11 protein-coding genes and 1 pseudogene are annotated in these 13,595 nt (G+C 63.2%); 3 read left to right on the top strand and 9 right to left on the bottom strand.

The window, feature by feature from the left end:
* Positions 1–284: 284 nt before the first annotated feature.
* Genes H5J25_RS10810 through H5J25_RS10800 form a run of 3 tightly spaced genes read left to right on the top strand, consistent with a single transcriptional unit; the run spans position 285 to position 2,142 of the window.
* Positions 285–1,334 carry a wax ester/triacylglycerol synthase domain-containing protein gene (locus H5J25_RS10810; RefSeq protein WP_202090845.1) on the top strand — a complete coding sequence of 350 codons (1,050 nt, stop codon included), beginning with the start codon at positions 285–287 and terminating at the stop codon, positions 1,332–1,334.
* Positions 1,247–1,792: a WSD1 family O-acyltransferase gene (locus H5J25_RS10805; RefSeq protein ID WP_202090843.1), complete on the top strand. Its 546-nt coding sequence runs from the start codon at positions 1,247–1,249 to the stop codon at positions 1,790–1,792. The genes H5J25_RS10810 and H5J25_RS10805 overlap by 88 nt, the downstream gene beginning before the upstream one ends.
* Entirely contained in the window at positions 1,792–2,142 is a 351-nt protein-coding gene (locus H5J25_RS10800) for a phasin family protein (protein ID WP_225883060.1), read from the top strand. The genes H5J25_RS10805 and H5J25_RS10800 overlap by 1 nt, the downstream gene beginning before the upstream one ends.
* A gap of 123 nt (positions 2,143–2,265) precedes the next feature.
* On the opposite strand, the gene H5J25_RS10795 is transcribed toward H5J25_RS10800, so the two are convergent.
* The 9 genes and pseudogenes from H5J25_RS10795 to H5J25_RS10755 all read right to left on the bottom strand — a co-directional run bounded on the left by H5J25_RS10795 (position 2,266) and on the right by H5J25_RS10755 (position 13,541).
* On the bottom strand, positions 2,266–3,057 hold the full coding sequence (locus tag H5J25_RS10795; RefSeq protein ID WP_202090840.1) for an esterase/lipase family protein: 792 nt from the start codon (positions 3,055–3,057) through the stop codon (positions 2,266–2,268).
* A 48-nt stretch (positions 3,058–3,105) separates the two neighbouring features.
* On the bottom strand, positions 3,106–3,642 hold the full coding sequence (locus H5J25_RS10790; RefSeq protein ID WP_202090838.1) for a GNAT family N-acetyltransferase: 537 nt from the start codon (positions 3,640–3,642) through the stop codon (positions 3,106–3,108).
* Complete coding sequence (locus H5J25_RS10785) at positions 3,639–4,712, bottom strand: alpha/beta fold hydrolase (protein ID WP_202090836.1); 1,074 nt, start codon at positions 4,710–4,712, stop codon at positions 3,639–3,641. The genes H5J25_RS10790 and H5J25_RS10785 overlap by 4 nt, the downstream gene beginning before the upstream one ends.
* Before the next feature lie 60 nt (positions 4,713–4,772).
* Positions 4,773–5,129 carry a poly(R)-hydroxyalkanoic acid synthase subunit PhaE gene (locus H5J25_RS10780; protein ID WP_202090834.1) on the bottom strand — a complete coding sequence of 119 codons (357 nt, stop codon included), beginning with the start codon at positions 5,127–5,129 and terminating at the stop codon, positions 4,773–4,775.
* Positions 5,130–5,251: 122 nt separating this feature from the next.
* Positions 5,252–6,741, bottom strand: a pseudogene (locus H5J25_RS10775) (efflux transporter outer membrane subunit).
* Between the two features lie 8 nt (positions 6,742–6,749).
* Positions 6,750–9,941 carry an efflux RND transporter permease subunit gene (locus H5J25_RS10770; RefSeq protein WP_202090832.1) on the bottom strand — a complete coding sequence of 1,064 codons (3,192 nt, stop codon included), beginning with the start codon at positions 9,939–9,941 and terminating at the stop codon, positions 6,750–6,752.
* An 8-nt stretch (positions 9,942–9,949) separates the two neighbouring features.
* On the bottom strand, positions 9,950–11,164 hold the full coding sequence (locus H5J25_RS10765; protein ID WP_202096307.1) for an efflux RND transporter periplasmic adaptor subunit: 1,215 nt from the start codon (positions 11,162–11,164) through the stop codon (positions 9,950–9,952).
* Between the two features lie 148 nt (positions 11,165–11,312).
* Entirely contained in the window at positions 11,313–11,765 is a 453-nt protein-coding gene (locus H5J25_RS10760) for a YaiI/YqxD family protein (RefSeq protein WP_202090830.1), read from the bottom strand.
* Between the two features lie 54 nt (positions 11,766–11,819).
* Complete coding sequence (locus tag H5J25_RS10755; RefSeq protein WP_202090828.1) at positions 11,820–13,541, bottom strand: DEAD/DEAH box helicase; 1,722 nt, start codon at positions 13,539–13,541, stop codon at positions 11,820–11,822.
* Positions 13,542–13,595: the final 54 nt, after the last annotated feature.

The raw sequence follows: 13,595 nt of genomic DNA, 5'->3' as shown, positions 1-13,595 counted from the left end.
CTTCCCCGCAATGCTGGACGCCAAAGCTGTCCTACATGCCCACATTCCGTTAATCCCGGTCCGCTCTTTCACATCGCCGACCAACCCCAATCCGCCCGCGCGCAATCACCCCAATATCGTGTGACCTTGTGTGAACTTCGCCCCGCTCCCGCCGCTCGCGAACACCGCGACAGTGTGACCCTGGTGTGACCTTAGTGAGAACTTTAGGCCGGTCCGGCCCTTGCCCCTGCCTTCATCTCGGTTAACATCCCTCCTGGGCGCGGTAGACGCCATAGGAGAGAGATATGCTGCAACTGAGCGGGCAGGACGCGTCGTTCGTCTATCTGGAGACGCCGCACACCCCGATGCATATCGGATCGGTCGGCATCTACGATCCCTCCACCGCGCCGGGCGGGTTCGTCCGGTTCAAGGACATATTGTCCTTCATCGCCTCGCGGCTGGGCGGGGCGCGCAGCTTCCGCCAGCGGCTGGTGCGCGTGCCGTTCGATCTCGATCATCCCTACTGGATCGAGGATCCGGAGTTCGACATCGAATTCCACGTCCGCCACATCGCTTTGCCCAAACCCGGCGACTGGCGGCAATTGTGCATCCAGGTCGCGCGGCTTCACGCTCGTCCGATGGACCTGAACAAGCCGCTTTGGGAATTCACCATCGTCGAGGGGCTCGATAATGTGGAGGGCCTGCCGCCCGGCTGCTTCGCGCTCGTCTCCAAGGTGCATCACGCGGCGATCGACGGTATGTCCGGGGTCGAGATGTCCGCCGCGGTGCATGATCTCGACGCCAGCATGACCCCGCCCGAGGGCGCGGACGACTGGTCGCCCGAGCATATGCCGAACGTCGCCGACCTGTTGATGCGCAGCTATTTCAACTCGTTGCGCCAACCGATGAAGATCGTCGAGACGATCGGCCGATCGCTGCCCGGCATGGCGAAACTGGGCGCGAGCGTCACCAAGGGCGACGTATCGCTCGCCAATACGAAGATGGGCCCCAAGACCCGCTTCAACGGCAAGGTCTCCGCGCACCGCGTCTGGGATGCGGTGCCGTTCAAGCTAGCCGACGTCCGCGCGATGAAGGAGGCGGTGCCGGGCGCGACGGTCAACGACGTGATCCTCGCGGTCGTCGGCGGGGGCTTGCGCAAATATCTGGACGACAAGGGCGAGTTGCCCGCGGAGTCGCTGACGGCAATGGCGCCGATCTCCGTCCGGGGGAGGGAGAGAAGGCGGCGCTCGGCAATCTCGTCTCGGCGATGGTCGTGCCGCTTGGCACGCAGATCGCCGATCCGCTGGAACGTCTGCGCTATGTGCATGAAGCGGCGGTCAATTCGAAGGAGATGACTAACGCAGTCGGCGCCCGCACTCTGGCCGATTACAGCCAGTTGGTGCCAGCGGGTCTCGCCGGGTTGGCGGCACGGCTCTACACCCGCGTCGGTGCGGCGAACGCGCATGCACCGGTCTACAACACCGTCGTGACCAACGTCCCCGGCAGCCGCGTGCCGATGTATTTCTGCGGCGCCCGCATGGTCGCGATGTACGGCACCGCGCCGGTGTTCGATTCGATGGGGCTGATCAATCCGATCTATTCCTATGGCGACACGATCGCGATATCCTTCACCTGCGACCGGGCGATGATGCCGGACCCGGACGCCTATGCGGATGCGTTGCGGCATTCATTTGCCGAACTGCAGGCGGCGACGCAGCATGCGCCGGTCGCGCCGATCCGGGTAAGACCCCGGCCAGTGAAGAAGCCTACCGCAGCCGGTCGGAAGCCGGCAGTCAAGCAAGGAGCAGCATGATGGCCGATACCAAGAACACCACCGACAAGGTCAAGGACACGATCAACGAACGCATCGTCGATCCGGCGAAGAAGGCGGGTGAGGCGATGCGTCAGTCGGGCGCCAAGATCGCCGAGGGCGGGTCCACCGTCAGCATGCGCCTGATCGACCAGGCCGAACAGAATGCCCGCGAAGCCTTCGCCGCACTCCGCGCCGCTGCCGGTGCTAAGGATTTGAGCGAAGTGATGAAAGTTCAGGGCGATTACCTGCGCGAGCAGGGATCACGCAGCATGACGCAGGCCAAGGAAATCGGCGAGCTGATCGTCAAGATCGGCCAGGAATCCGTCGCGCCTCTACGCGGCAAAGACTGACCAAGATTCTCCCCGGCACGGGGAGGGGACCGCTCGGCCGCTTGGCCGAGTGGTGGAGGGGGGCCGTCCACGAGCTACTAGCTCAAGGACGGCCCCCTCCGTCAGACTGAGAGAGATCAGGCCCTACGCGTGCCCGGCAAACGGATAGACGAGCGCCTTCAAACCGCTACGTTCGAAGGGCCGCCATTCGCCATCCGGCTGCGCCAGCCGGTCCGCGATCGCGTACAGCACGGCCGGATTAACGCCCAACCCGCAATGGCTGCCGTGGACCTGGATATTGTCGGTCTCGGCACCGCTGGGTTCGATGCAGTTCTGCCATGCAACCACGCCATCTTCCCGCGAGAAGATCGACGTCGACGGCACCGGTGGTGCGGTCTCGCTCTCGCTCAACTGCGCACGTGCATCGTCGCCATCGATCTTGTGGCCGGTCAGTATCTGATAGGCTCGCCAGGCGTTCGTCGCCCGCGGCGACCCGGTGAATGGCGATCCCAGAGTGATGACCTGACGAACCGCTTCCGGCGCACGACGCGACAATTGCCGCGCCATCACCCCGCCCAAGCTCCATCCGACGATGCTCACCTTCTGCCCGGTCGTATCATGCACCGCCTTCAGCCGCGCGATCAGCTTCTCGCCCTCTGCACCGATCGCTTTCGGCCCAAGGTTGCGGCCAAGTTCCCAGGCATGCGCATCATAGCCCATCCGCTTCAGGAACGATCGCAGCACGCGGGTCGAAACGTCCGTCGTGACGAAGCCCGGCAGCACCAGCACGGGATGACCGTCGCCATGCGGCGCGCTGGCCAGGATCGGTGCGGCGAGACCCAGCGACCCGAACTCCGCGATGGCGCGGGGCAGTTCGGTCAGCGCCAGCAGCGCCGAAGGCGGGCGGATATCGCCTGCATGTGTCTGGGTCGTCATCTCTATCTCCTGTGTCTCCGGTCCTAAACTTGCCGGGTGACTATATGTTCAATCCTCGATCCCGAATGCCCGGTGCTGTGCCTGTACCCGCGCCACATCATAGGCCAGCACCGCCAGATCGTGCGACTTGCCGCTGCGATCGCGGACATGATCTTTCAGCAACGCCTCGGCGCGGAAACCAAGGCTTTCGAACAGCATCACCGATCCGATCTGGTCCGGCGTCATCTGCGCGGTCAACTTGTCGATGCTGCGTTCCATTGCGATGGCGAAGATGCCCTCGAGCAGGTCGCGACCCAGCCCTGCGCCCCGCTTGGTCGGCGATACGAGCAGGCGGATCTCGCCGACATGCGCGCTCCACCCCAACGGATCGCGCACCAATGCCGCCGTTCCGACGAAGCGCTCGTCTTCCTCCGCAACTAGACTGTCGATCCAGCCTTCCTCGATCGCGGATTGCCATGCATCCACGACCCGGGGGTGCTTCAGATCGCGGCCGAGGAACAGAAGGTCATGCTCGGGCAGCCCCTCGGCAAAGGCGAGCATCGCGTCGCGATCTGTCGGCGCGAACCGCCTGATACGATAACTCAAGTGGATCGATCCCCCAGCCAGTCGATCAATTTCGGCCAGAGCCGTTTGATCGCGTTTCCGCCGGCGACGAGGCTGACATGCCCGCCCTTCATTGTCACCTGTTCCTTGTCCTCCGATCCGATCATCTCGATCAGTGGCGTCGAGGCGGCGGAGGGCACAATATGGTCGTGTTCCGCCGTGACATGCAGGAAAGGCGCGCCGATCGCGGCGAGATCGATCGGCCGGCCAGCGACTTCCATCGTGCCATTATGAAGCGCATTGTCCCACATCAGCTTCTTGGTCGTCTCCCGGAAATATTCTCCGGCCAGCGGCAATGTATCGGTCGCCCAACGGTCGAACATGCGGAAGGATTTGACGAACTCGTCATTCCACATATTGTCGAGCAACCGTATGTTACCCGCAATCTTGGCGCCCGGCTTCAGCATGTCGAACGCGGAATACAGGTAATCCGCCGGGCAATTACCAAATGTGTCGACGAGCCGATCGACGTCGAAGAAGCGCCGGTCCGACCAGGATTGAAACATCTCCATCTGCGAGAAATCGACCGGCGTCGTGAAGCAGACGAGATTCTTCATCGGCGCATCCGGGTGCAGTGCCGCCCATAACAGGGACAGCACCCCGCCGAAGCAATACCCGACCAGACTGAAATCCTGTTCGCCCGTTTCCGCCTGGACCCGCGCGATCGCGCTCGGGATGAAATCGAGAACATAGTCCGCCAGCGTCAACGTCTTCTCGTCGGCGCGCGGCGGCGTCCAGTCGAGCATGAATACATCGTACCCAGCCTTCAGCAGATACTCGACGAGGCTCTGCCCCGGGACCATGTCGAAGATATAGCCGCGATTGGTCGTCGCCATGACCAGCAACAATGGGACGCGGTATACGTCGTCCGTCATCGGGCGATAATGGTACAGGTTCATGGTGCCGCGCTGGATCAGAAGATCCTTGGGGCTCGCGCCGAGTACCGGGGCAGGGGACGCGAAATATTCCAGCCCCTTGAAGTTGCGCTGGATCGTGCGGTCGAACAGCGCGCGGGCTTGATCGAATGCGTCCGGGGCGGCGGTGTCCGTCATGTCAACATCGCCCAAGCTTCGACTTGCTCGTCAAGGCTCGCGAGGCGATCGGGCCAAAAGTCACGCCTTTACCGGCGGTTTGCGGTTGCGGCTTGGCTTGGGGCGAGCGGGCGGCGCTATGCCGGCTTGCGCCATAAGCATCGCCTCGATGCGGGCGACGCTTTCCTCGATACCTTTCAGGCGCGCGGACAAATCCTCGATCTCGCTGCGACTCGGCATGTTGGCGGCGGCGAGCGCACGATCCATCAGTTGGTGCGTCGCGGTCTGCGCGTTCATCGTGGCGGCATTCGCACCCTGGATCGCCCGGGCGAACTCGCCGGATTTCATCATCTGGCCGCCGACCTGGTTCGCCATGCTTTCCCATTGGCCAAGCATGTCGCGCAGGAACGCGCCGGGGTCAGGGGATTGGATCGCCATTCCCGGCATCCTTCACTCGCCGGGACGATCCGTCAAGCAACTGCCTTTGCGACGTTTCTGCGCAGCAATTTTGCAGCAGGCTTAGCCTTCGGACGATGGTAGGAAGAGCCGGCTGATCTCGGTCAGCGGTTTCCTGGCACCCGCGCGCTCCCGGAAGGGCCTTGGCCGACCGCAACCGGCCCCGCCGGAGTTGCCTCCAGCAGCGAGTCTCCACCCAACACCCGATACAACGTCACGAGGTTGGTTGCCCGCGTCAGTTGCGTACCGACCAGCGACCGACGTGCCGAATAGAGCGAGCGTTGGGCATCCAGGCTTTGGAGGAACGTGTCGATCCCCCGCGATACCGCGCGTCGGACAATTGGTAATTGTCCGCGGCCGCCGCGGCCAACGACTGGGCGGCTCGCGTTTGGTCGGTGATCGTCCCGCGACGGGCCAAGGCATCCGAGACTTCCTGGAAAGCGGTCTGGATCGATTTTTCGTACGTCGCAAGGGCAGCATCGCGCTGCGCTTCTGACAGGCGAACGTTGGCCCGGCCGGCGCCGGCGCGGAAGATGGGATATCCTACGGAAGGGGCGACCGAATAGTTGAACGCGCCACTGGTAAACAGGCCGCTCAAAGCGTTGCTGGCAAAGCCAAGCACGGCGGTGAGGGCGAGCCGTGGAAACAGTTCGGCCCTTGCTGCGCCGATTTCAGCATTCGTGGCGCGCAATTCGTATTCGGCCTGAAGAACGTCCGGCCGGCGCAGCAGAATGCCCGAATCCAATCCCGCCGGCAGCTCGGCCAAGTTGCGCGACGCATCATCGATATCGGTTGGCAGCAGAGTCGGATCGACGGGTGCGCCGACCAACGCCTGCAACGCGTTGACGTCCTGCGCCAGAGCGGTCGTCTGCTCGGCAAGATCCGATTGCGCCTGCGCCAGCACAAGCTGCGCCTGATCAAGATCGGTTCTCGGCGCGATGCCCCCGTCGAGACGCGCTTTGGTCAACCGCACGCTGCTTCCTGCGCTTACTGCCGTGTCCTGCGCGATCTTCAGCAGGCTTTTGTCATAGCCATAGGTTGCCCAGGCGGTGGCGATATCGCCCACTAGCGTCAGGCGCGTTGCCCGTGCCACCGCCTCGGTCGCGAAATAGCGGTTTTGCGCCGCGGTGCTGAGTGACCTTATCCGCCCAAACAGGTCGATCTCGAATGCCGTTATGCCGATATCGGTGCTGAAGTTCGTTCGTGATCCACCCGGAGGCGTAAGGCCGCTGCTGTTCGTGTTACCACCGCCGGAATAGCTCCGCGTGGCGCCGGCCGACGCATCGACCTGCGGGAGCAATTCCGCGCGCTGAATGCGGTATTGTGAACGGGCGGCGGCAATGTTTGCGGCCGCTACGCGCAGGTCGCGGTTATTGATCAACGCCTGTTCCACAATCCCTTGCAGCCGTAAATCGCGGAAGATATCCCGATACGTGACACTGGGGAGGGTCGCTTCCGTTTGCCGCAGATACGCGTCCCCCACCGGCCATGACGGCGGCACCGGTAATTCCGGCTGTACGTATTTCGGGGCCATAGAACAGCCCGAGAGCGCCGCGGCCGCCACCAGCGGCGTAAGGACCGACGTGCGGATCATCCTGCTGGTCATGCGGCCGGCTCCGGCTTCGTATCATAAGGCGTCGGTTCTGACGGTTTGTCGCCGTGTATTTTCTTCAGCACGTCCCGCGTTCCCCGGCGAACGAGAACGAAGAAGAGCGGGATGTAGAAGATAGCGAAGATCGTGGCGGTCAGCATTCCGCCGATGACCGCCGTGCCGATCGCCACGCGGCTGTTCGCGCCGGCGCCGGTCGAGATGGCGAGCGGCAACACGCCGAAGATAAAGGCGAGGCTTGTCATAAGAATAGGGCGCAAACGCAGGCGTGCGGCCTCCAGCGCGGCGTCGATCACGCGCTTACCTTTCTTCTCCGCTTGTTCCGCGAACTCCACGATCAGGATCGCATTCTTCGCCGCGAGTCCCATCGTCGTCAGAAGACCGATTTGCAGATAAACGTCGTTTTGCAGCCCCCGAAGCGTGACTGCAAAGACCGCACCGACAAGCCCCAATGGGATAACGAGCAGCACCGCGATCGGGATCGTCCAGCTTTCGTACAATGCGGCGAGGCACAGGAAGACGACCAGCAGAGACAAGGCGTACAAGACCGGTGCCTGTCCGGCCGATAGACGTTCCTGATAGGACAGGCCGGCCCAGGCGACGCTGGTGCCGGTCAATTGCGAGGCGAGTTCCTGCATCTTGTCCATCGCTTCGCCAGAACTCGTGCCGGGCGCCGCCTGGCCGGAAATCTCATAGGCCGATATGCCGGAAAAGCGTGTCAGCGACGGTGGCGCGGTGCCCCAGGAAATCTTCGCAAAGGACGAGAATGGCGCCATCTGTCCGCCGCTCCCGCGTACGAACCATTCGCTCAGATCCTCTGGCGAGGATCGGAACGGCGCGTCGCCCTGCACGTAGACGCGCTTGACCCGGCCGCGATCGTTGAAGTCGTTGACGTATCGACCGCCCCAGGCCGTCGCGAGCGTCGCATTGACGTCGGATTGGGAAAGACCGAGCGCCGCCAATTTCAACGGGTCGATCTCGACCTTCAACGTCGGCTGGTCGTCCAGATCGCTCGGGCGCACGGAAGCAAGGGCGCTATCGGCACGTGCGGTGGCGAGCAGTTTGTCACGCGCCGCCTTGAACTGTTCGCGGCTCAAACCACCAGTATTCTGCAATTCCAGGGTGAAGCCGTTCGACTGCCCGAGCCCGCGAACCGCAGGAGGCTGCGTCGCATAGAATTCAACGTCGCGTAGCCCCTTCAAGGCGGCGCTGGCGCGTTGCGTGATTGCCGCCGCGCCATTCTCCGTACCCTTGCGTTCGGACCAGTCCTTCAGCGCGATAAAGCCACGGCCGGAATTCTGTCCGCCCGCGCCGCCGCCGCCGCCGGCCACCGTCAGGAAGGAGCTAACGTTGCTCTTTTCCTGCGTTACGAAATACTTCTCGATCTCGCGTTGCGCGAGCGTGGTGCGGTTCAACGTCGCGCCGGGCGCGAGGTTATACTGCACGGATGCGATGCCCTGATCCTCGATCGGCAGAAAGCCGGTGGGCAAGCGCACGAACAGCAATGCCAGGATGATCACCACGCCGGCATAGATCAGCAAGAACAACCATTTGCGATCGACCACACGTGCGACGCCATCGACATACTTTTCGGTGGTGCGGTCGAAAGTGGTGTTGAACCAATCCTTTGCCCGCTGCGATTTACGCGAGAACCAGCTTTCGCGCTTCTCCGTATCCGCGCGCTTCTTGAGCAAGGTCGCGGTCAGCGCCGGCGTGAGGATCAGCGCCACCAGCACGGACAGCACCATCGCCGACACGATCGTGATGGAAAACTGCCGATAGATGACGCCGGTCGATCCGCCGAAGAACGCCATGGGCAGGAACACCGCGGACAGAACGAGAGCGATGGCGATCAACGCGACCGTGATCTCGTTCATCGATTCAATCGTCGCATCGCGCGGCGACATGTCCGGATTTTCGTCCATCAGACGTTCGACATTCTCGACCACGACGATCGCGTCATCGACGAGCAGGCCGATCGCAAGGACCAGGCCGAACAAGGTGAGCGTGTTGATCGAGAAGCCGGCGAGATAGAAGATCCCGAACGTGCCGAGTAGCACCACCGGCACCGCGATCGTGGGGATCAACGTTGCGCGCCAATTCTGCAGGAAGACGAACATGACGATCACGACGAGGATGATCGCCTCGATCAGCGTCTTGACCACTTCCTCGACGGACAGCTTGATGAACGCCGTCGAGTCCTGTGGAAACGTATAGGCGTAGCCGGTGGGGAAGTTCTTCGATTGCCGCTCGACTTCCTGCTTCACCAGTTCGGCCGTACCCAGTGCGTCGGCGCCGGGAGCGAGGCTGACGGCGATACCGGCGCCCGGATGACCGTTGATGCGGCTGATCGTGCCGTAATTCTCCGATCCCAATTCGACCCGCGCCACGTCGGACAGGCGAACCGTCGAGCCGTCCGTCTGCGTCTTCAGGATGATGTTGGCGAACTGAGACGGCGTGGAAAGACGCGATTGCGCTGTGACCGTGGCGTTCAGGACCTGATTGGGGCCGTTCGGCGCACCACCGATTTCGCCTGCCGCGACCTCGGCATTCTGCGCGGTGATCGCTGCGATGACATCGCTTGGGATCAGGCTGACGCTCGCCATCTTGTCCGGGTTGAGCCAGATCCGCATCGCGTATTGCGCGCCGAAAACATTGGTATCGCCGACGCCGGGGATCCGACCGATCGAGTCCTGGAAGTTGGACACCAGATAATCGGAAACATCCTGGTTCGTCGTGCGGTCGGTGGTGTCGTAGATCGCAGCGATCAACAGGAAGTCCGGGTTGGATTTCGTAATCGTCAGGCCCTGCTGCTGAACCTGGCTCGGGAGGCGGGAAAGCGCCTGCTGCACCTTGTTCTGTACCTGAACCTGCGCGATGTCCGGATCGACGCCCTTCTGGAACGTTGCGGCAATCGTGACCTGTCCGCGCGAACTGGACTGGGAGGTGAAATACAGTAGCCCGTCGATCCCGGTCAGTTGTTGTTCGATCACCTGCGTAACGCTGGTCTCGAGCGTTTCCGCCGAGGCGCCGGGATAGGTCGCGCGGATGTTCACCTGAGGTGGCGCGACGTCAGGGAATTGTTCGATCGGCAGCGAATAGATCGCGCCCAGGCCCGCCATCATGATGATGATTGCTATGACCCAGGCGAAGATCGGCCGGTCGATGAATATGCGCGACAACATGGTGCCGATCAGCCCTTAGTCTGGCCGGCGGACGCGTCTTTCTTGTCCCCCTGTTTCGGCGGGGTCAGATTTTGTTTCGTGCCGACCGGGACTGCCTTGATCGGCTGATTGGGTTTCGCCTTGCCAGTGCCTTCGGTGATCACCCTGTCGCCCGGCTTCAAACCACCCGTGATGACCCAGTTCTGTCCGACGACGCGCGATGCGGTGACGCTGCGTTGGATCGCCTTGCCGTCCGCACCGACCAGCAGAACCGTCGCATTGCCTTTCGCGTCACGCGTCACGCCGGCCTGCGGCACGAGGAAGGCGTTGATGTCGATCGACTGCGCGAACGATGCCCGCACGAACATGCCGGGGAGCAGCAAACCCTGTGGGTTGGGAAAGCTGGCGCGTAACGTGACGGTCCCCGTCTCCTGGTTGACCATGACCTCGGAGAACTGGACCGTACCGGTCTGGCCGTAATCGCTGCCGTCTTCCAACTGCAGTCGCACGACGGCGCTTGCGGGAGCGGCGCCGCCGGACGCGAGCGAGCGCCGCAACGCGAGCAGATCGGCGGAGGATTGCTGGATATCCACGAACATCGGGTCGAGACGCTGGATCGTCGTCAGCGGATCCGTCTGGCTGGCGGTAACCAGCGCGCCCTCCGTGAATAGCGACCGACCGATCCGGCCCGTAATCGGCGCGGGCACGCTCGTGAAGCGCAGGTTGATCCTCGCCGTTTCCAGCGCCGCCCGCGTTTGCCCGACCGCCGCGGCCGCCTGCCGAGCCTGTGCGGCGGCGTCAGTATAGTCCTGTTTCGCAACGGCCTGGATATCGGCGAGCGGCTTGTATCGATCCGCCTTTACCCGTGTGGCTTCGGCATTCGCCTGCGCGCTGGCCAGATTTGCGCTCGCCTCATTGGTCGCGGCGACATAAAGGCGGGGATCGATCTCATACAGGGTCTGGCCCTTTCGAACGATAGACCCCTCCGTGAACAGCCGGCGGCGGATTATACCGGAGACCTGAGGCCGTACTTCCGAACTTTGATAGGCCGTGGTGCGGCCGCCGAGTTCGATCGTGATCGGAACGCTGGTCGGCTGTACGACGACATAGCCGACTTCCGGGGTACCCTTTTCGCGTCCGGTGTTTTTTTCCGTTTTCCCACCGCACGCGGATACCGCGAGGGACAAAGCAAGACCGATAGAGATCGAGGTGATCGCGCCGGTCCGACGCGCTCCTAAAGGCATCTGCTCACTCAACAGCATTCGATATCCCACCGGTCCGAGATTGCGTCGGCAGGGTCGAAAACTTGCGCGCGCAAGCCCACAAAACACCAACGAGTCTGTAATGTTCCTGAACGAGCCTAATGACCGCGCCGATGCAAGGCCCGATTCTTTAGCGACGCTTCGAGCGGACGATAGCTTGATCGAGTGCGGACAGAAAGCGCGACCGATCGGTCTTCGAGAACGGTGCCGGCCCGCCAATCGCGTCGCCCCCCGCACGCAGATCGGCCATTATCGCCCGCGTTGCGATTGCGCCGCCGATCGATGCGTTGGTGAACGGCTTGCCGGTCGGGGACAATACGGTCGCTCCCGCCTTCAGGCAGCGATCCGCAAGTAATATGTCGGCGGTCACGACGATCGATGCGGCGTCGGAATGCTCCGCGATCCAGTCGTCGGCCGCGTCGAAACCGTCGCTCACGACGATCCGGTCGATCAGCGGGTGAGCCGGTATCCGAAAATGGCTGTTTGCAACGATCGTGACCGGGACTTCGGTGCGATAGGCGACGCGGTAGATCTCGTCCTTTACCGGACACGCGTCGCCATCGACGAGGATACGGACGGTCATGCCGTACCGGCTACCGAGGAGCCGGATCCGAGCCTGACCGTCCGCATCCAGTTGTTACCGTGCCCGGTCATTCGTCCGGCGAAACGTCTTGGGCTTGTGACGCGTTGGGGCCGGGCCGCTCGGGCGTGCGCTCGGGGTCAAGCGCGGCCTGTGTTCCGCCGTGCGGGGCTCGCCATCGACTGACTCAATGCGGACCGCATTTTCGTCCTGTCCGTCGAAGTTCGCAGTGCGCGCGACCGAAGCCGCGAACTTGCCGGCGAGTGCGCGCGGTATCTGGAACATCGTTTCGGTCGCTGCGATGCGAATCGCGCCGATCTCGTTCTTGGTAATGTGTCCACGGCGGCAGATCAGTGGGAGCAGCCAACGCGGATCGGCATTCTGGCGACGCCCAATATCCATGCGGAACCAGACGATATCCTCGAAGCCTTCGCGGTGCCCGTCGTTGCGCGGCGCTCCGCCGGTTTCCTTCGCGGACGAGATCAGCTCCTCCGCGACCGGCATACGTGCGCGATGCGACCGGACGAGCAAGGCGGCGATATCCTCGGCGCTCTTCGTCTCCAGCAGCTTGGCGCCGAGTGCGCGATCGTCGTCGTCGATCTCGACCTCTTCCATCAGGGTAGACAGCAAGCGCTCGCGATCCTTCTCGCGGATATCCTCCAGCGTCGGCGGATTGATCCAGTCGGCGTTGATCCGCGCGCCCTTCAGCATGGCCTCGACGCGGCGGCGACGCGGATAGGGAACGATCAGGATCGCGGTGCCCTTCTTGCCGGCGCGACCAGTGCGGCCCGAGCGATGCTGCAACGTCTCGGCGTCACGGGGAAGTTCGACATGGACGACGAGGCTAAGCGTCGGAAGATCGATGCCGCGTGCGGCGACGTCGGTCGCGACGCAGATGCGCGCACGCTGGTCTCGTAGTGCCTGAAGCGCAGCGTTGCGCTCGTTCTGGCTATGCTCGCCCGACAGCGCGACGGCGCTGAACCCGCGTTCCGTCAGCCCGGCATGCAGATGGCGGACATTGTCGCGCGTGGCGCAGAACAGCATCGCTGTTTCCGCCTCGTGGAAGCGCAGCAGGTTGACGACGACATTCTCGATATCGGCGGGTGCACAGGTCACGGCCTGATACTGGATATCCCCGTGCCCGCGATCCTCGCCGACGGTCGAAATGCGCAGGGCATCGCGTTGGTACCGCTTGGCGAGCGCCGCGATCGTCTTCGGGATCGTTGCGGAGAACATCAGCGTCCGGCGCTCGTTCGGCGTGCCGTCGAGAATCTGTTCGAGATCCTCACGGAAGCCCATGTCGAGCATTTCGTCGGCCTCATCCAGAACGGCGACGAGCAGGTTCGACAGGTCTAGCGCGCCGCGCTCCAGGTGATCGCGCAGACGGCCCGGTGTTCCGACGACGATATGCGCGCCGTGGTTCAGCGCGCGGCGTTCCTTCGACGCGTCCATGCCGCCGACGCAGGTGACGATGCGCGCACCGGCCTTCGCATACAGCCACATCAGTTCGCGGCTCACCTGCAATGCCAGTTCGCGCGTCGGTGCGATCACGAGCGCCAGCGGCCCCTTCTGGGGCAGCTTGCCGTCCTCACCCAGCAGTTCCGCGGCCATTGCGAGACCGAAGGCGACCGTCTTGCCGGAGCCGGTCTGCGCAGACACGAGCAGGTCGCGGCCGATCGCTTCGGGTTCCAATACGCCCGCCTGAACCGGGGTGGGGGCGGCATAGCCGCGTTCGGTGAGCGCTTCGGTAAGAAGCGGGGGTAGTGCTGAAAAAGGCATGGATCTCTCAAATCAAATGGGATGCGGCGCCACCACGGCGATCGCGCATCGGGG

The organism is Sphingomonas aliaeris (assembly GCF_016743815.1).
Classification (GTDB): Bacteria; Pseudomonadota; Alphaproteobacteria; order Sphingomonadales; family Sphingomonadaceae; genus Sphingomonas; species Sphingomonas aliaeris.
This window is presented reverse-complemented; position numbering and strand designations above follow the sequence as displayed.

Bases quoted from the DNA above. Each gene is read 5' to 3' on its own strand.
- H5J25_RS10810 (WP_202090845.1), top strand. From the start codon at position 285: ATGCTGCAACTGAGCGGGCAGGACGCGTCGTTCGTCTATCTGGAGACG.
- H5J25_RS10805 (WP_202090843.1), top strand. From the start codon at position 1,247: ATGGTCGTGCCGCTTGGCACGCAGATCGCCGATCCGCTGGAACGTCTG.
- H5J25_RS10800 (WP_225883060.1), top strand. From the start codon at position 1,792: ATGGCCGATACCAAGAACACCACCGACAAGGTCAAGGACACGATCAAC.
- H5J25_RS10795 (WP_202090840.1), bottom strand. From the start codon at position 3,057: ATGACGACCCAGACACATGCAGGCGATATCCGCCCGCCTTCGGCGCTG.
- H5J25_RS10785 (WP_202090836.1), bottom strand. From the start codon at position 4,712: ATGACGGACACCGCCGCCCCGGACGCATTCGATCAAGCCCGCGCGCTG.
- H5J25_RS10780 (WP_202090834.1), bottom strand. From the start codon at position 5,129: ATGGCGATCCAATCCCCTGACCCCGGCGCGTTCCTGCGCGACATGCTT.
- H5J25_RS10770 (WP_202090832.1), bottom strand. From the start codon at position 9,941: ATGTTGTCGCGCATATTCATCGACCGGCCGATCTTCGCCTGGGTCATA.
- H5J25_RS10765 (WP_202096307.1), bottom strand. From the start codon at position 11,164: ATGCCTTTAGGAGCGCGTCGGACCGGCGCGATCACCTCGATCTCTATC.
- H5J25_RS10760 (WP_202090830.1), bottom strand. From the start codon at position 11,765: ATGACCGTCCGTATCCTCGTCGATGGCGACGCGTGTCCGGTAAAGGAC.
- H5J25_RS10755 (WP_202090828.1), bottom strand. From the start codon at position 13,541: ATGCCTTTTTCAGCACTACCCCCGCTTCTTACCGAAGCGCTCACCGAA.